Origin of the sequence: Streptomyces sp. NPDC005761 (assembly GCF_040630635.1) — a bacterium.
GTDB lineage: Bacteria > Actinomycetota > Actinomycetes > Streptomycetales > Streptomycetaceae > Streptomyces.
Genome location: NZ_JBEXXX010000017.1, coordinates 71957 through 89627 on the forward strand (window position 1 = coordinate 71957; position 17671 = coordinate 89627).

11 protein-coding genes are annotated in these 17671 nt (G+C 71.6%); 3 read left to right on the top strand and 8 right to left on the bottom strand.

The window, feature by feature from the left end:
• Positions 1 to 10: 10 nt before the first annotated feature.
• The 3 genes from ABZ434_RS18010 to ABZ434_RS18020 all read right to left on the bottom strand — a co-directional run bounded on the left by ABZ434_RS18010 (position 11) and on the right by ABZ434_RS18020 (position 6169).
• Positions 11 to 1867 (bottom strand): acetolactate synthase large subunit, encoded by a 1857-nt coding sequence (locus ABZ434_RS18010; RefSeq protein ID WP_359137157.1) that lies wholly within the window; start codon positions 1865 to 1867, stop codon positions 11 to 13.
• Between the two features lie 217 nt (positions 1868 to 2084).
• Complete coding sequence (locus tag ABZ434_RS18015) at positions 2085 to 4853, bottom strand: EAL domain-containing protein (RefSeq protein WP_359137310.1); 2769 nt, start codon at positions 4851 to 4853, stop codon at positions 2085 to 2087.
• A gap of 353 nt (positions 4854 to 5206) precedes the next feature.
• On the bottom strand, positions 5207 to 6169 hold the full coding sequence (locus ABZ434_RS18020; RefSeq protein WP_359137160.1) for a 2-hydroxyacid dehydrogenase: 963 nt from the start codon (positions 6167 to 6169) through the stop codon (positions 5207 to 5209).
• A 112-nt stretch (positions 6170 to 6281) separates the two neighbouring features.
• Here ABZ434_RS18020 and ABZ434_RS18025 point away from each other — a divergent pair, with 112 nt between their 5' ends.
• The 3 genes from ABZ434_RS18025 to ABZ434_RS18035 all read left to right on the top strand — a co-directional run bounded on the left by ABZ434_RS18025 (position 6282) and on the right by ABZ434_RS18035 (position 8980).
• On the top strand, positions 6282 to 7238 hold the full coding sequence (locus tag ABZ434_RS18025) for an aldo/keto reductase (protein ID WP_359137313.1): 957 nt from the start codon (positions 6282 to 6284) through the stop codon (positions 7236 to 7238).
• 243 nt (positions 7239 to 7481) lie between these two features.
• Complete coding sequence (locus tag ABZ434_RS18030; protein ID WP_359137316.1) at positions 7482 to 8639, top strand: PQQ-dependent sugar dehydrogenase; 1158 nt, start codon at positions 7482 to 7484, stop codon at positions 8637 to 8639.
• Entirely contained in the window at positions 8636 to 8980 is a 345-nt protein-coding gene (locus tag ABZ434_RS18035; RefSeq protein ID WP_359137163.1) for a DUF6191 domain-containing protein, read from the top strand. Before ABZ434_RS18030 ends, ABZ434_RS18035 begins: the two co-directional genes overlap by 4 nt.
• A gap of 39 nt (positions 8981 to 9019) precedes the next feature.
• Here ABZ434_RS18035 and ABZ434_RS18040 read toward each other — a convergent pair whose 3' ends face one another.
• The 5 genes from ABZ434_RS18040 to gatB all read right to left on the bottom strand — a co-directional run bounded on the left by ABZ434_RS18040 (position 9020) and on the right by gatB (position 17670).
• Positions 9020 to 12154: an AAA family ATPase gene (locus ABZ434_RS18040; RefSeq protein WP_359137319.1), complete on the bottom strand. Its 3135-nt coding sequence runs from the start codon at positions 12152 to 12154 to the stop codon at positions 9020 to 9022.
• Positions 12155 to 12212: 58 nt separating this feature from the next.
• Complete coding sequence (locus ABZ434_RS18045; protein WP_359137165.1) at positions 12213 to 12395, bottom strand: hypothetical protein; 183 nt, start codon at positions 12393 to 12395, stop codon at positions 12213 to 12215.
• 413 nt (positions 12396 to 12808) lie between these two features.
• Positions 12809 to 13489, bottom strand: a complete 681-nt coding sequence (locus ABZ434_RS18050) for a hypothetical protein (protein ID WP_359137168.1) — start codon at positions 13487 to 13489, stop codon at positions 12809 to 12811.
• A gap of 94 nt (positions 13490 to 13583) precedes the next feature.
• Positions 13584 to 15815 carry an MMPL family transporter gene (locus tag ABZ434_RS18055; RefSeq protein WP_359137170.1) on the bottom strand — a complete coding sequence of 744 codons (2232 nt, stop codon included), beginning with the start codon at positions 15813 to 15815 and terminating at the stop codon, positions 13584 to 13586.
• A 346-nt stretch (positions 15816 to 16161) separates the two neighbouring features.
• Positions 16162 to 17670 carry an Asp-tRNA(Asn)/Glu-tRNA(Gln) amidotransferase subunit GatB gene (gene gatB, locus ABZ434_RS18060; protein ID WP_359137173.1) on the bottom strand — a complete coding sequence of 503 codons (1509 nt, stop codon included), beginning with the start codon at positions 17668 to 17670 and terminating at the stop codon, positions 16162 to 16164.
• Between the last annotated feature and the right edge of the window lies 1 nt (position 17671).

The window sequence follows — 17671 nt, forward strand, 5'->3', positions numbered from 1 at the left end:
TCTCTGTCTCTCAGTCGTCTTCGTTGTCGCCGAAGTCGGGGCGGACGCCGCGCGCTGCCATGACCTCGTCGTTCGAGGTGCCGGCGGCGACCATCGGCCACACCATGGCGTCCTCGTGGACGATGAAGTCGATGACGACCGGGCGGTCGTTGATCGAGTTGGCCTCGGCGATGACCTTGTCCAGGTCGGCCGGGTCCTCGCAGCGGATCGCGTGGCAGCCCATGGCCTCGGACAGCTTGACGAAGTCGGGCACCCGGGTGCCCTTGGCCGCGTTGCCGTCCGTGTCGGCACCGGAGTGCAGCACGGTGTTCGAGTAGCGCTGGTTGTAGAAGAGGGTCTGCCACTGGCGGACCATGCCGAGGGCGCCGTTGTTGATGATGGCGACCTTGATCGGGATGTTGTTCAGCGCGCAGGTGGTGAGCTCCTGATTGGTCATCTGGAAGCAGCCGTCGCCGTCGATCGCCCAGACCGTGCGGTCCGGCATTCCGGCCTTGGCACCCATCGCGGCCGGGACCGCGTAGCCCATCGTGCCCGCGCCGCCGGAGTTCAGCCAGGTGGCGGGCTGCTCGTACTGGATGAAGTGCGAGGCCCACATCTGGTGCTGGCCGACACCCGCGGCGAAGATCGTGTCCGGCGGGGCGAGTTCACCGACGCGCTGGATGACCTGCTGCGGCGAGAGGCTGCCGTCCTCCGGCAGGTCGTAGCCGACCGGATAGGTGTCGCGCCACCGGTTGAGGTCCTTCCACCAGGCGGCGTAGTCGCCGGTGTGGCCCTCGGTGTGCTCGGCCTGGACCGCCTGGACGAGGTCGGCGATGACCTCGCGGGCGTCCCCGACGATCGGAACGTCCGCGGCCCGGTTCTTGCCGATCTCCGCCGGGTCGATGTCGGCGTGCACGATCTTGGCGTACGGGGCGAAGCTGTCCAGCTTGCCGGTGACCCGGTCGTCGAAGCGGGCGCCGAGAGCGACGATCAGGTCGGCCTTCTGCAGTGCGTTGACGGCGGTGACCGCACCGTGCATCCCGGGCATTCCCACGTGCAGCGGATGGCTGTCGGGGAAGGAGCCGAGCGCCATCAGTGTGGTGGTGACGGGCGCTCCGGTGAGCTCGGCCAGCACCTTGAGTTCGGCGGTGGCCCCGGCCTTCATGACTCCGCCGCCCACGTACAGCACCGGGCGCTTGGCCTGGGTGATGAGCTTGGCGGCCTCGCGGATCTGCTTGGCGTGCGGCTTGGTGACCGGGCGGTAGCCGGGCAGGTCCATCACCGGCGGCCAGCTGAAGGTGGTCTTCGCCTGGAGGGCGTCCTTGGCGATGTCGACCAGGACGGGTCCCGGACGGCCGGAGGCGGCGATGTGGAAGGCCTCGGCGATGGTGTGCGGGATGTCCTCGGCCTTGGTGACCAGGAAGTTGTGCTTGGTGACCGGCATCGTGATGCCGCAGATGTCGGCTTCCTGGAAGGCATCGGTGCCGATGGCGGCGGAGGCCACCTGACCGGTGATCGCGACGATCGGCACCGAGTCGAGGTACGCGTCGGCGATCGGGGTGACGAGGTTGGTGGCGCCGGGGCCGCTGGTGGCCATGCAGACACCGACCTTGCCGGTGGCCTGCGCGTAGCCGGTGGCCGCGTGGCCGGCGCCCTGCTCGTGGCGGACGAGCACGTGGCGGACGCGCTTCGAGTCCATCATCGGGTCGTACGCCGGAAGGATGGCGCCGCCGGGAATGCCGAATACCGTGTCGGCCCCCACCTCCTCGAGGGAGCGGATGAGGGACTGCGCACCCGTGACGTGCTCAACGGTGGCGGACGACGATCCGCCGTTACGGGCCCGCGGCTGGGGATGGTGGGCCCCGGTGGCCTGCTCGGTCATCGGCATTCTCTTCTCGAAGCTGAGGGTTTTTGCGAGTGTTTTGCGATGGTTTGACTGGTGCCGGTGCAACAAAAAACCCCTCGTGCCGTGAGGCAAGCGAGGGGAGCGCGTCGGTGCGGTCTGCAGAGTGTCACCGAGGAACTCTGCTTCAGCCGACGCGCTTTCCAAGTACGAGAATTCGGGTGCGCATGGCATTGACCCTCTCTCCGACGCACTCGGCGTGTCAAGTGGGTGGGACGGGCGTCTCAGCATGTGAACCGGTGAGGAGAGGGACGGAGCCGCCCGCCAGGACCGGCTGGGCGGCCGGACTGCCGGGCACCGGGAACTCGCCGCGGACCAGGGCGCGGCGCAGCCGGTACTCGTCCAGCGGCCCGGAGAAGGCCATGCCCTGGCCGTGCGTACAGCCCATGGCGCGCAGGGCGAGGACCTGTTCCGGTACGTCGACGCCATCGGCCACGGACTGCATGCCCAGGTCGCAGGCGATCCGCAGCAGCCCGCTGGTGATCTTGTGCAGCCGGGCGGATTCGACGACTCCCTCCACCAGGCCGCGGTCGAGCTTCAGTACGTCGATGGGGAGCCGGCGCAGGGCGTTGATCGCGGCGTAGCCGCTGCCGAAGCCGTCCAGCGCGATCCGCACGCCGAGGCGCCGCAGGGCGACCAGGCGCTGTTCCAGCTCGTCGAAGGAGACCCGGGGGTCACTGTCGGCGACCTCGATCATGAGAGCTCCGGACGGCAGCCCGTACCGCGTCAGCAGCGCCTCGACGGAGCCGAAGGGCGTCCCTTTGTCGAGCAGTCTGCGGGCGGAGATCCGGACGGCGACGGAGACCTGGTGGCCGGCCCTGGCGCGTTCGGCGGCCTGCTCGACGGCCTCCTCGAGGAGCCAGCGGCCCAGTTCCGCGGTGCGGTCGCTGTCCTCGGCCACGCGGAGGAACTCGGCGGGCGTGAAGAGGATGCCCTGGGCGGAGCGCCAGCGGGCCTGTGCGGCGACGGCGGCGACGGTTCCGCTGGCCAGGTGGACCACGGGCTGGTGCAGCAGCGCGAACTCGCCGTCCCGCAGGGCGGTGCGCAGCCGGGCCGCCAGCTCGGACCGGCGCACCACCTCGGCCTGCATCTGCGGGGCGTACAGCTCGACGCGGTCCTTGCCGCCCGCCTTGGCTCGGTACATGGCCAGGTCGGCGTTGCGCATGAGGTCATTGGGGGTGATGCCGGGCTCGGCGAAGGCGACCCCGATGGACGCGGTGACCCGGACCTCACCGGCGCCGATGCGGTAGGGCCGGGAGAGCGTGAGGCGCAGCCGGTCGGCGATCTCGTGGACCTGGCACTCACGGGCCGCCTGGTCGCGCCCGCCGTCTCCGACGATGAGGGCGGCGAACTCGTCCCCGCCGAGGCGGGCGGCGGTGTCCCCCGCCCGGACCGATTCCTGGAGGCGGTGTGCGGCCTGGATCAGGAGTTCGTCGCCGGCCTGGTGGCCCAGCCGGTCGTTGGCCGCCTTGAATCCGTCCAGGTCGATGAAGAGCACCGCGGTGCCCGCGTCGCCCACCCGGCGGCCGCCGAGGGCGCGGCGGACCCGGTCGGTGAAGAGGGCGCGGTTGGGCAGGTCGGTGAGCGGGTCGTGCTCCGCGTTGTGCTGCAACTGTGCCTGCAGACGGACCCGTTCGGTGACGTCGCGGCTGTTGAGGATCAGACCGCCCTGGTGGCGGTTGACGGTGGACTCGACGTTCAGCCATTCGCCGGCGCCGGAGCGGAAGCGGCACTCGATGCGGGTGGTGGGCTCCTCGCCGGGCGGGGCGGCGAGGAACTTCCGCACTTCGTGGACCACCCGTCCGAGGTCGTCGGGATGGATGATCGAGGAGAGCTCGGCGCCGACGAGGTCGTCCGCCTCGCGTCCGTAGACACCGGCGGCCGCAGGGCTGACGTAGCGGAGTATTCCGGTCGGGGCGGCGATCATGATGACGTCGCTCGATCCCTGCACCAGGGAGCGGAAGTGGTTCTCCTTCTGGGCCAGTTCCTGCGTGAGGGCGATGTTGTCGACGAGCATGATGCCCTGCCGCACGACCAGTGCGAGCACCACCGTGCATCCGGTGAAGACCACGACGCGGTCCACCCGGCGGCCCTCGATGACGTTGTAGAGGATGCCCAGGGTGCAGACCGCCGCGGCGAGGTACGGCGTCAGCGCGGCCAGGGAACCGGAGATGGGGCGGCTGGTGGTACGGGACACGGGCCGCTGCCGGTCGGTGTCGACCTCGTCGCGGGCGACGCCCCAGGGGGCGTACGCGAGGAGCAACGACCCGGCGAACCAGCCGGCGTCGAGCAACTGGCCGGACCGGTAGGTCTGGCGCAGCAGCGGCGAGGTGAACAGCGCGTCGCACAGGACGGTGAGGGCCAGCGCGGCGATGGCGGTGTTCACCGCGGCGCGGTTGACACTGGAGCGCCGGAAGTGCAGCGCGAGCACCATGGAGACCAGCACGATGTCGAGCAGCGGATAGGCGAGCGAGAGGGCCGCGCGGGCCACGCTGACGCCCTCCACGTCCGCCATGTGCGCGGTGTGGGCGAGGGCGAGGCTCCAGGAGAGCGTGAGGAGCGAGCCGCCGATCAGCCAGGAGTCGAGGACCAGACAGACCCAGCCCGCTCTGGTGACGGGGCGTTTGGCGAGGACGAGCAGACCGACGATGGCGGGTGGCGCGAAGCAGAGGAAGAAGAGGTCGGCCGGGGAGGGGCTGGGCACCTCGGCCTCACGCACGAACTCGTACCAGCCCCATACCGCGTTGCCCGCCGCGGCCATCAGGGACGAGAGCGAGAACAGCAGCCAGGCCGGCCGGAACCTGTTGTCGGCGGAGCGGGCGTACAGGAAGCAGGAGACGGCGGCGACCAGGGCGGCCGCGCTCAGGCCGAAGTCCCCCATGAACAGCGCGAGTCGCTCCGAGCCCCAGCCCACGGCCGCGCCCACCGCGTATCCGGCGCAGGCGAGGCCGAGGAAGAACCGCGGGACCATCGCGGGCGCCCGGCCCACGGCCGTCCGACGGGCCAGGAATGCCGCGCGGGCGCTCGCCGGCGCGCTCACCGGGGTGCCCCCGAGGTCGCCGGCCGGCTGCGGCGCCGGCCCACCGGACGCACCGTCGGCAGCCGTCGGCCGCCCTGCCGTGTCGGATCGTTCGCCCATCGGCCGTACATCGCCCGTCGCCCCCTCGCGTGTGGCTTCCTCCCCGGCGCCGTCCCTTCCACGGCGCAGCCTCCCTTTCGGGACGATACACCAGACTCGTCACGCAGGGACATAGTTCCTCTACTCTCCGTGACGACCTGCGGAGTTGCCGCCACGCAGTGGTACGGAACGTGCCCGTAGCGTGTTCAGCCGGTGGTGCGTACGACGTTGTGCACCGGCTCGCCCGCGGCGAAACGGCTGAGCTGTCCGGCGAGCAGACGCCTGGCGCGCGGCAGGAACGCCGAGGTGCTGCCGCCGACGTGTGGAGTGATGAGGACGTTCGGAGCATGCCAGAGGGGATGGCCGGAAGGGAGCGGTTCCGGGTCCGTGACGTCGAGGGCGGCGTGCAGCCGGCCGGACTCGAGTTCGGACAGCAGGGCCTTGGTGTCGACGACGCCGCCGCGGGCCACGTTCACCAACAGCGCTCCGTCCGGCATCGCCGCGAGGAAGTCCGCGCCGACCAGCCCCTGCGTGGACGGGTTCAGGGGGGTGGACAGAATGACGACGTCGGCCTCGGTCAAGAGCGCCGGCAGGTCGTCGAGCGTGTGTACGGGCCCGCGTGCGGTTGTCCGCGCGGAGCGCGCGACGCGCGCCACCCGCGCGCACTCGAACGGTGCGAGCCGGTCCTCGATGGCGGAGCCGATCGATCCGTAACCGACGATCAGCACGGACTTGTCGGCGAGGGCAGGGTAGAAGCCGGACCGCCACTCCTCCTTGTCCTGACCATGGACGAATCCGGGGAATCCGCGCAGCGAGGCGAGGATCAGCGCGAGGGTGAGCTCGGCGGTGGACGCCTCGTGGACCCCCTTGGCATTGCACAGCCGCACGCCCGGGGGCAACAGCCCGAGGCCCGGCTCCACATGGTCGATGCCCGCGGAGAGCGTCTGCACGACCTGGACACCGCTCATGCCGTCCAGCGGACGGACCGCGACGGCCGGCCCCTTCATGTAGGGGACGACATAGAAGGCGCAGCGGGCGGGGTCGGCCGGGAAGTCCTGCCCGCCGTCCCAGAAACGGTAGTTGAGGCCCCGGGGGAGCCCTTCGATGTCGTCGGCCTCGAACGGCAGCCATACGTCGGGGGCATCGGCGGAATGCGTGGAGGAAGTCATGGTCAGGAGGCTATGCGAAGCCCGGCCGGCCGCAGAGGTTAGTTTGGGGGTGCGGTGCGAGGGAGGGTTCGGGGAGTTGGAGCGCAGAAGTCTCGGTGCGGCGGCGCTCGCCGTGGGTGCTGTCGGTCTCGGCTGTATGCCGATGAGCTGGGCGTACAGCGCCTCGCGGCAGCGTGGTGACGAGGCGTTGCGCGCGGTGCACGCGGCGCTCGACGCGGGCGTCGACCTGCTCGACACCGCCGACATGTACGGGCCGTTCACCAATGAGCTGCTGGTGGGGCGGGCCTTGAAGGGGCGCCGTGAGCAGGCCTTCCTCTCCACCAAGTGCGGGCTGCTGGTGGGCGATCAGCACATCGTGGCCAACGGCCGCCCCGGCTACGTGCGACGGGCCTGCGATGCCTCGCTGCGACGGCTGCAGACCGATGTGATCGACCTGTACCAGCTCCACCGGGCCGACCCCGAGGTACCCGTCGAGGAGACCTGGGGAGCCATGGCCGATCTGGTGACCGCGGGCAAGGTGCGGGCGCTCGGGCTGTGTGCGGTCGGTGCCAGGGCCGCCCGCCGACGGGGCGCGCGGACGCACGACGAAACGATCCGGCAGCTGGAGCGGGTCCAGCAGGTCTTTCCGGTGAGCGCGGTGCAGGCGGAGCTCTCCGTATGGTCACCGCAGGCATTGGAGGCGCTGGTGCCGTGGTGTGCGGCGCGCGGGGTCGGGGTGCTGGCCGCCATGCCGCTGGGCAGCGGTTACCTGACGGGCACGCTCACCCCGGGGCAGGGCTTCGAGCCCGAGGATCTGCGGGCCAGGCATCCGCGGTTCACCGCCGAGGTGATGGCCGCGAACCAGCCGGTGGTGGTGGGGCTGCGACGGATCGCGGAGCGGTACGGGGCGACGCCTGCGCAGGTGGCACTGGCCTGGGTGCTGCGGCAGGGACCTCAGGTGGTGCCGGTGCCCGGGACCAAGCAGGAGCGGTGGGCCGTCGAGAACGCGGGGGCGGCCGGGCTGACGCTGACGGCCCAGGACCTCGACGAGATCGACCGGCTTCCCGCCCCCCGGGAGTCGTGGGACTGAGCTCCCGCACCGGCGTCGGCGTGTGAAGTTTGATCGCCGAGCGAGAAAGTCACCTGGCTTCGGGAACCCTGGGCGCGGCAGCGGTGTAAGAACAGTGGACAGGCGGTCGTCGAAGGGGTCGGTGCTGTGCTCGGTGCGAGGTTCGGATCTTTGCGGGAACCGGTGGGGCGTCGCACGGCGCCCCGCGGGAGCGGCCGCGGTGCGCGGCGGGGCGCGGTGGCCGTGCTGGCGGCCGGCGCCCTGATGCTCACGGGGTGTTCCTCGCAGGAAGGGGCCGAGAGCGGTGCGGGCCAGGGGTCTTCACCGGCCGGCTCACCCGCGGCCCCGTCGGGCCGGGCGGCCTCGCCGTCCGCTTCGCCCTCGGCCTCGCGGCCCGCGGTGGGGCTGCCGCCGGCGAAGGGCTCGGTGAAGGTGGTGTCGACCCTCACGGAGGGTCTGGACTCTCCGTGGGGCCTCGCGGAGCTGCCGGACGGCGATCTGCTGGTCTCGTCGCGCGACAAGGGGACGATCACCCGGATCGACGCGAAGAGCGGGAAGAAGACGCTGCTGGGCACCGTGCCGGGGGTGGCGGCGGCGGGCGAGGGCGGGCTGCTCGGCCTCGCGGTCTCCCCCGACTACGGCACGGACCATCTGGTGTATGCCTATTTCACCACCGCCTCGGACAACCGCATCGCCCGCATGCTCTACGACGAGGACGGTACGAACCCCGGCCAGCTGCTGGGCGCCCCCGACACGATTCTGCGCGGCATCCCGAAGGGTGCCGTCCACAACGGCGGCCGGATCGCCTTCGGCCCGGACCGCATGCTGTACGCGGGCACGGGTGAGACGGGGGACGACGGTCTCGCCCAGGACAAGGAGTCGCTGGCCGGCAAGATCCTGCGGATGACCCCGGACGGTGAGCCGTTGCACGGCAATCCGCAGGCCGACTCCGTGGTGTATTCGTACGGTCACCGCAATGTGCAGGGACTCGCCTGGGACGGGCACAAGCAGCTGTGGGCGGCCGAATTCGGCCAGGACACCTGGGACGAGCTGAACCGCATCGTGCCCGGGGGGAACTACGGCTGGCCGGAGGCCGAGGGCAAGGCGGGCCGGGCCGGTTTCCTCGATCCCGTGGCAGAGTGGAAGACGTCGGAGGCGTCCCCGAGCGGCATCGCCTTCGCCAAGGGTTCGATCTGGATGGCCGGCCTCCGTGGTGAGCGACTCTGGCGGATTCCGCTGTCCGGTACCGCCAACGAGGAACCTCTGGCGTCACCCCAGTCGTTCCTGGACGGGAAGTACGGCCGTCTGCGCACCGTGCTCGCGGCGGGCGGCAACAAGCTCTGGCTCGTGACGAGCGAGACGGACACGCGGGGCACCCCGAAGCCGGGCGACGACAGGATCCTGGTGGTCGAGGTGCGATGAGGCCTCTCGTCCGGATCGAGACCGACCTGATCCGGACGAGAGGCCCCGGCGGCTACAGCAGGCGGAAGGGTGCGCGACCCGTGTTCAACTTCTTCGAGGAACTCTTCGCACCCGGTCGCAGGCACGCCGCCGAGGAGCAGAAGCGGCTGGAGCTGACCCGGGTGGACCTCGGTGTCGCCGACCCCGCGCGCGGCCCCATCGACCTGACCTCGGGCAAGGTCGTGGTCCGCCGCCGTGACGAGGACGACGACGGGGACCCCGGCGAGCCGGACGGAGACCGCGGCGACGCGGACGAGGGCGGCGGATCCGGCGGCGACGCGGACGGAGGCGACGGGGCCTGATTTGGCCGTGCTCGCCCGCAGGGCCCCCGGTCCGCGGCCCTACGACTTGCTCGGCACCCGGTACAGCCGCAGCCGGTGGGCGAGCGCGGCCGCCTCGCCCCGGCCCGTGACACCGAGCTTGGCCAGAATGTTGGATACGTGCACGCTCGCGGTCTTGGGTGAGATGTAGAGCTCCTCGGCGATTTTGCGGTTGGTGTGGCCGGCGGCCACGAGCCGGTGCACCTCCTGCTCGCGCGGGGTCAGCCCGAAGGACTCCACGGCGGCGGCCGCCGCAGCCCTCAGCTGCTCCTCCGAGCGGTCCTGGCCCCCCTGCTCGTCGCCGTGGTCCGGGACGGTGACGGCGACCGGGATCCCGTCGCCGGCAGGGGCGTCGGGGCCGGTGAGGGTGATACGAGCGCGGCCTGCCAGCAGCTCGATGGTCTCGGTCAGCGGGCGCGCCCCGAGCCGCCGGGCGGTGCCGTGGGCGTCGCGCAGCAAAGTGGTGGCCGCGGTCCGGTCGCCGGAGGCGATGAGGAGGGCTTCGGCCCAGCGATGGCGGACCTGCGCCAGTTCGTAGGGGCGGTGCAGAGGGGCGAACGCCTGGGCGGCGCGGCACCAGTGGTCCGGAGTGTCGAGTCCCTCGGCCCGGGCCAGTTCGGCATCGATCAGCACACTGTGGGCGGCCCATACGGGGACGAGTGCCGGCAGCCGCTTGAGGTGGCCGCGGACGAGCGCGAGGATGCCCGGCCGGCCCGGTTCGGTGGCGGGCAGCCCCCTGGCATCGGCCTCCGCCGCCGCGACGACGTGCAGCAGCGGGAAGGCGTACCGCTGGGTGCCGGGCGGGAATCCCTGCTCCGCCTGGGCCTCGAAGGCCGCCCGCGCCTCGGGGAGGTTCCCCTGCAGCACGGCGATGGAGACGGTGTGGCGGACGAGGTTGATGAAGTGCTGCGGCTGCGGGTCACTGGACCCGAAGCTCCTTCTGGCCACCGCGAGTTGGTGCTCGGCTTCGGCCATGTCGCCCCGCGCCAGAGCGACTTCGATGCTGCGACTGGCGACCAGTCCCTGGGACTTGTGGGAGAGCGCCTTGCGGGAGGCGGCCTCGGTGGTGGCCAGGGCCTCGTCCCAGCGGCCGAGGGAGAACAGCGACATCGCCTGATTGGTGCGGACCCAGGACTCCATGTCCGCGACGCCGTGACGGTGGCAGGCCTCGATGCCGCGGTCGGCGGCGGCCACCGCCTCCAGCGACCTGCCCGTGCCTTCCAGGATGGAGGGCAGATTGATGGACGCGCGGCCCATGATGCCGACGATCCCCAGCTCATAGGCCCGGTCCCGGACCGCGTACATCTCGGCGATGCCCTCGTCGACCGCTCCGGCGTCGGCGTTCAGCCAGCCGCGGGTGAGCCGTGCGTGCAGTTCGATGGACTCGTCGCCGACCAGCCGGGCGTACTCGACGGCCCGGTCGGCGGCGGCGAGGGTTCCGGCGCCGGGCCGGTGCAGGGCGCCCCAGCCGGCCACGCTCGTCAGGACGTCCGCGTGCACGGCCGACGGGGGCAGACCGCGGACGAGCTCCTCCGCCGTGGCCAGTTCGTCCCAGCCGTCGCCGCGGGTGAGGTCCTGGACCAGACGGGAGCGCTGGACCCAGAACCACGCGGCGCGCAGGGCGTCGTCCTCGCTCTCCAGGATCCGCAGGGCCTTCTTGCAGATGGTGAGGGCCCGTTCGCGCTCGCCGCCGAAGCGGGCGGCCACGGTGGCTTCGGCCAGCAGGTCCAGATGGCTCAGCGGGGCGGATCCGTCGCGGCCGCAAGCCGGATAGACCTCGGCGTAGTCGATGGGGCGCAGCGTGCCACGTATCGCCTCGGGAGTGTCGTCCCACAGCTCCATCGCCCGTTCCAGCAGCCGCAGTTGTTCGGCGTAGGCGTTGCGGTGGCGGGCCTCGACGGAGGCTTTCAGTACGGCGGGCAGGGCCTTGGCCGGATCGTGGGCCCCGTACCAGTAGCTGGCCAGACGCGTGGCGCGCTCGCCGTCGCGCACGAGGGTGGGGTCCGCCTCCAGGGCCTGGGCGTAACGGCGGTTGAGCCGGGAGCGTTCGCCGGGGAGGAGGTCGTCGCTGACGGCTTCGCGGACCAGGGAGTGCCGGAAGCGGTACCCGTTGCCCTCCGAGGTGGCGAGCAGCAGATTGGCGCCGACCGCTCCGCGCAGGGCCTCGATGAGTTCGTCCTCGGCGAGGCCGGCGACGGCGGCCAGCAGTTCGTACTCGACCGCCGAGCCGCCTTCGGCGATGATGCGGGCGACCCTCTGGGCGTCGTCGGACAGTGCCTCGACGCGGACGAGGAGGAGGTCGCGCAGGGAGCCGGACATCCCTGCGGCCCCGTCACCGCACTCCAGACTGCAGGCGAGCTCCTCGACGAAGAAGGCGTTGCCGTCGGAGCGCTCGAATATCTCGTCCACCAGGGCGGGTTCGGGGCTTCCCGCGAGGATGCCGGTGAGCTGGCGGCGGACCTCGGCCCGGTTGAACCGGGCGAGCTCGATGCGGCGGACGGTGCGCAGCCGGTCCAGTTCGGCCAGCAGAGGGCGCAGCGGGTGGCGGCGGTGGATGTCGTCGGCGCGGTAGGTGCCGATCACGACGAGGCGACCGCTGCGCAGCGTACGGAAGAGGTAGGCCAGCAGGTGTCTGGTGGAGGAGTCGGCCCAGTGCAGGTCCTCCAGGACGAGCACGACGGTACGGTCCGCGGAGATGCGTTCCAGCAGCCTGGCGGTGAGCTCGAAGAGGCGGGCGGTGCCGTGTTCGTCGGCCGCGTCCCGGCCGGCCTCGCCGAGTTCCGGAAGGAGCCGGGCCAGCTCGCTCTCCTGGCCCGCGCAGGCCGCCGCCATCTCGTCGGGCAGGGTGTGGTGCAGGGCACGCAGGGCGGTGGAGAAGGGGGCGTACGGCAGGCCGTCGGCTCCGATCTCGACGCAGCCGCCGACGGCGACGACGGCTGCACGGCGGACCGCCACCGCGAGGAACTCCTCGACCAGCCGGGTCTTGCCGACGCCCGCCTCGCCTCCGAGGAGGAGCGCCTGCGGCTCCCCGCCGCCACCGCCGGCCGGGGCGGTGGCGGCGGTGGCACGGGCAAGCGCATCGGTGAGTGCGGTGAGTTCACCTGCGCGGCCGACGAACACGGGACTGACTGACCTGGTCTCCACGTCGCCGAGCATCGCACACGGGTCCGACAGCGCGGAGCCGTTGAGCCGGACAGGCACGGTTCGTCCGCCCTTACGCGGCGTGTGCGAACCGCTCCCGGTCAGTGCCCGCACTCACCGTCCTCTCGCTCTCCTGGCGCACGGAACCGCGGGCCTGCGCCTTGCGGGCGCGGCGGGCCTCCCGGACCAGTCGCGCGTTGTCGGCGCGGCGGACGAGTTCGGCTGCCCGGATCTTGTGGAGTTCCAGCTGGTACATGTGATTCCCCCTGGGGATGGGCCCGTTGGGCCTCGGTGGCGGCAGTGCTTCTGCCGTGCCACCACTGTCGTCCCCCAGGGGGTGGTGCCGCATCGGGCGAGTTCCGCATCTGTGGCGGCCGGGGGCCTTAGGAAGGGGCTTACGCCGCCGCACGGGCCCGTCCGGGGTGCTCGCAGATGCCTTAGGAAGCGCCGCGGGGCGGCGTACGCGGAGGGGCCGGTGCCCTCCACGGCCGGCCGGAGCGGGTTCTAGTGCCGCGTCAGCCAAGGTTCGCCCCGTCGCGACGCCATGCACGCACTCTCGCCGCACCGGCCAAAAGCCCGAGTACGTCCAGTACGAGGGCTTCCGGCCGGCGCGCCGAGAGCACGCACCTGACGCCGCTCCTTACCGGGCAAACCTTGACTGCCGCGGCACTAGCCCGCCGTGGCCGGCGCCGTGGGCAGCGCGACGACGAGGTCGAAGTACATGCACACGGCGATCAGCACACCCAGCACGCCAAGGGCGATTCCGCCCTTGGCGACCGCACGGATCCAGCCCGGCTGGGGGTGTACGGAGGGCGTGCCGAACGCCGGCCGGACCAGGACGTAGACGCCGACGAGCAGCGCGAGCAGGCCGAAGAGGCCGTTGACCAGTGCGGTGGCGTGCCACGCGTCACCGTAGATCTCGGAGATCTGCTGTGCGGCCGAGGCGCCGGACGAGGTCTTGAACTGGCCGATCAGCGTTTCGCGCTCGGCGGCGATCCGGCCGCTCCAGGCACCGCTGAGGGAGACGATGCCGAGCCCGACGGAGACGACGGCCGCGGCGGCGGTGGCGAGGCCGGAGGACTCCTTGTCCGCCTCGTCGTCCTCCGGGCCGAGGTCCAGGTCCTGCTCCGGGCCGAGGTCCTGTTCCGCGTCGGCACCGGACTCCGGGCCCGCCTTGTCGAGCCGCGTTGCCGAGCTCTCGGTCGCGGCGGCGTCGGTGACGGCCTTGTCGGTGGTGTTCTCAGCGGTTTGCGCGCCGCCCTTTCCGGCGGTCGTGTTCTCGGTGGTCCTCGCCTCGCCGTCGCCCTCGGCGACGGGAGCGGTGGGAGTAGTGGGGGTGGTGGGGTTCATCTGCCGCACGCTAGGGGGAGCAGATGAGAACCCTCTTAACGTCCCGTCCGCCCCCGGCTCCCCCACCCGGTATCAGCTCTGTCCCGCTCGCCGCTCAGCGCACGCGCTGGGGGACCGCTTCGGCCTCGTGGCCCCCGGCCTCGCCCGCGCACACCGCCGGGATCTTCGCTCGCGGGGCCCCGCGGTCGGGCGGTTCGATGCTGATGCGCGGCAGCCGTCGGTCCAGCCAGCCGGGCAGCCACCAGTTCGCCCCGCCCAGCAGGTGCATCAGGGCGGGGACCAGCAGGGTGCGCAGGACGAAGGCGTCCAGGGCCACGGCCGCGGCCAGCGCGATGCCGAACATCGCGATGACCCGGTCGCCGCTGAGCACGAAGGCGAGGAAGACCGAGATCATGATCACAGCGGCCGAGTTGATCACCCGGCTGGTCTCGGCCAGGCCGACCCTGACCGCCCGCCGGTTGTCGCCGGTCTCCAGCCACTCCTCGTACATCCGGCCGACCAGGAACACCTGGTAGTCCATGGACAGGCCGAAGAGCACGGACACCATGATCACCGGCAGGAAGGGCTCGATGGGCCCCGCACTGCCCAGACCCAGCAGCTCGCTCCCCCAGCCCCACTGGAAGACGGCCACGACGACGCCGAACGACGAGGCCACCGCCGCCACGTTCATCGCCGCGGCCTTCAGCGGAATGCCCACCGATCTGAAGGCGATCAGCAGGAGCAGACAGCCGAGTCCCACGACGACGCCGATGAAGAGCGGGAGCTTGCCGATGATGATCTGCGCGAAGTCGTCGTAGCTGGCCGTCACCCCGCCCACATGGGCCTGGAGGGAGGTGTTCTCGGATGCCTTCGGCAGGACGTCCGTCCGCAGCCGTTCGACGAGCTCGCTGGTCTGCCGGGACTGCGGCGCCGAGTCCGGGACGACGGTGACGTACGCGGTGTCGCCGCTGGAGTTGTACGTCACCGGATGGGCCCACGCGACCCCGGCGGTCGCGCGCAGCATCGCGGGCAGGGAGTCCATCGCGAGCCGGTCGTCGGCGCCGTCCAGGTGCGCGGCGACGGTGAGCGGGCCGTTGACGCCGGGGCCGAAGCCGTCGGCGAGGAGGTCGTACGCCTGGCGGGTCGTCGAGGTCTGCGCGTTGTTGCCCTGGTCGGAGCTGCCCAGGTGGAGCGAGAGGGTGGGGAGCGCGAGGACCAGCATCACGACGGCGGCGAGAGCGCCGAGCAGTTTGGGGTGCCGCTCCACGAAGGCGGACCAGCGGGCGGCGAAGCCCGTCGCGGTCTCGGGCTGCGGGCCGTGCTCGGCCAGCCGTCTGCGCTCGCGCCGGCTCAGGGCCCGCATGCCGATGAGGGACAGCAGGGCGGGCAGCAGGGTCACGGAGGCCGCGACGGTCAGGACGACGGTGAGCGAGGCGGCGATGGCGACGCCGTTGAGGAAGCTCAGCCGCAGGATCAGCATGCCGAGGAGCGCGATGCAGACGGTGGCCCCGGCGAAGACGACGGCCCGCCCGGTCGTGGCGACGGCATGCTGCGCCGCCTCGGCCACGGGCATGCCGCGCCGCAGCCCTCTGCGGTGCCGGGTGACGATGAAGAGCGCGTAGTCGATCCCGACGCCGAGTCCGATGAGCATGCCCAGCATGGGGGCGAAGTCGGCGACGGTCATCACGTGTCCGAGCAGCACGATGCCCGCGTACGCCGTGCCGACCGAGACGAGCGCGGTGGCGATGGGCAGCGCGCTGGCGGCGAGAGAGCCGAAGGCGAGGAAGAGCACGACCGCGGCGACGACCACCCCGACGGCCTCGCTGACGTGCGCGGCCGGTGCCTCGGTGAGGGCTATGGCGGAGCCGCCCAGTTCGACCTGGAGGTGCTCACCCTCGGCGGCCTTCGCGGTGTCGACCACGGCCCGGACCTGCCCGGCCGGAACGTCGTCCGCCTGCCGGTCGAAGGTGACGGTGGCGTAGGCGGTGTGTCCGTCGGCGCTGATCTGCCCGGAGCCGGGGTCCGCGTACGGCCCGTCGACCGCTCCCACCCCGGGCAGCCGCTCGACGGCGTGCAGGGTGGTCGTCATCCGCTGGGTGACGTCGGTGGCCCGCACGGTGGAGTCGTCGGTGTGCCAGACGATGGTGTCGGTGTCACCGCCGAGATCCGTGAAGCCGCTCTTCAGCAGCTCGGCCGCCTGCCCGGACTCGGTGCCCGGAGCCTCGTAGTCGTTGGAGTAGGCAGAACCCGCGAATCCGGCTGCGGCCGCCGTGCCGCCGAGAGCGAGCAACCAGATGAGGACGGCGAGGAGGCGGTGCGTGACGCACCAGCGCGCGATGGCAGCCAAGGGACGTACTCCCTGCGGGTTCGTGGCCTCCGCGGAGGTTCGGCAGAACCGTCCGCGTGAGAACGCATGACCTTGAGAACCGTCACTCTGACAGCCAACTGTGATCGTTTGTCCCTTTCGTGGGCTTACTCACAAGGGCCAGGTCCACATATGAGCGACATGAGCACCGCCGTACGGCGGGGGCGCACGCACGGCGCTCCCGGCGGGAAGGGGCGGTCCACGGGATCCGGTCCCGGTGTCCGGGCCGACGCCGAAGAAGTAGTCCGCGGGCCGCTCACGCGCCGAGGGGCGGTGCGCCCGGTGGAGAACCGGATGCACCGCCCCTCGGGGGACCTGCGGAAAGGGCTCAGCCCTCGACGCCGAGCTTCTCCAGGATCAGCTCGCGCACGCGCGCCGCGTCCGCCTGGCCACGGGTGGCCTTCATGACGGCGCCGACGAGCGCGCCGGCGGCCGCGACCTTGCCGCCGCGGATCTTGTCCGCGATGGCCGCGTTGCCCGCGATGGCCTCGTCCACGGCCGTGGACAGGGCACCCTCGTCCGAGACGACCTTCAGGCCGCGCTTCTCGACGACGGTGTCCGGGTCGCCCTCGCCCGCGAGGACACCCTCAAGGACCTGACGGGCCAGCTTGTCGTTGAGATCGCCGGAGGCGACGAGCTCGGCGACCCTGGCGACCTGCGCCGGCGTGACACCCAGCTCGTCGAGACCACGGCCGGTCTCGTTGGCGTTACGGGCGAGCTCGCCCATCCACCACTTGCGGGCCTGGTCCGACGGGGCGCCCGCCTCGGTCGTGGCCACGATCAGGTCGACCGCGCCCGCGTTGAGGATGGACTGCATGTCGTGCTCGGAGACGCCCCACTCCTCCTTGAGCCGAGCGCGGCGCAGCCGCGGCAGCTCGGGGAGCCCCTTGCGGAGCTCCTCGACCCACTCCCGGGCCGGCGCGACCGGCACCAGGTCGGGCTCGGGGAAGTAGCGGTAGTCCTCGGCGTTGTCCTTGATGCGGCCGGCCGTGGTGGAGCCGTCCTCCTCGTGGAAGTGCCGGGTCTCCTGCACGATCGTGCCGCCCGAGTTCAGCACCGCGGCGTGGCGCTGGATCTCGAAGCGGGCGGCCCGCTCGACGGAACGCAGCGAGTTCACGTTCTTCGTCTCGGAGCGGGTCCCGAACGCCTCGCGGCCGTGCGGGCGCAGCGACAGGTTCACGTCGCAGCGCATCTGGCCCATCTCCATGCGGGCCTCCGAGACGCCGAGCGCCTTGATGAGCTCGCGGAGCTCGGCGACGTACGCCTTGGCGACCTCGGGGGCGCGGGCGCCCGCTCCCTCGATCGGCTTGGTGACGATCTCGATGAGCGGGATGCCCGCGCGGTTGTAGTCGAGCAGGGAGTGGGACGCGCCGTGGATGCGGCCGGTGGCACCGCCGACGTGCGTCGACTTGCCGGTGTCCTCCTCCATGTGGGCGCGCTCGATCTGCACCCGGAAGATCTCCCCGTCCTCCAGCTGGACGTCCAGATAGCCGTCGAAGGCGATCGGCTCGTCGTACTGCGAGGTCTGGAAGTTCTTCGGCATGTCCGGATAGAAGTAGTTCTTCCGGGCGAAGCGGCACCACTCGGCGATCTCGCAGTTCAGCGCGAGTCCGATCTTGATGGCGGACTCGACGCCGATCTCGTTCACGACCGGCAGCGCGCCGGGCAGGCCGAGGCAGACCGGGCAGGTCTGCGAGTTGGCGTCCTGCTTGAGCTCGGTGGAGCAGCCGCAGAACATCTTGGTCTTGGTGCCGAGCTCGACATGGACCTCGAGGCCCATGACGGGGTCGTACGTCGCGAGGGCGTCCTCGTACGACTCCAGGTCAATGACAGTCACT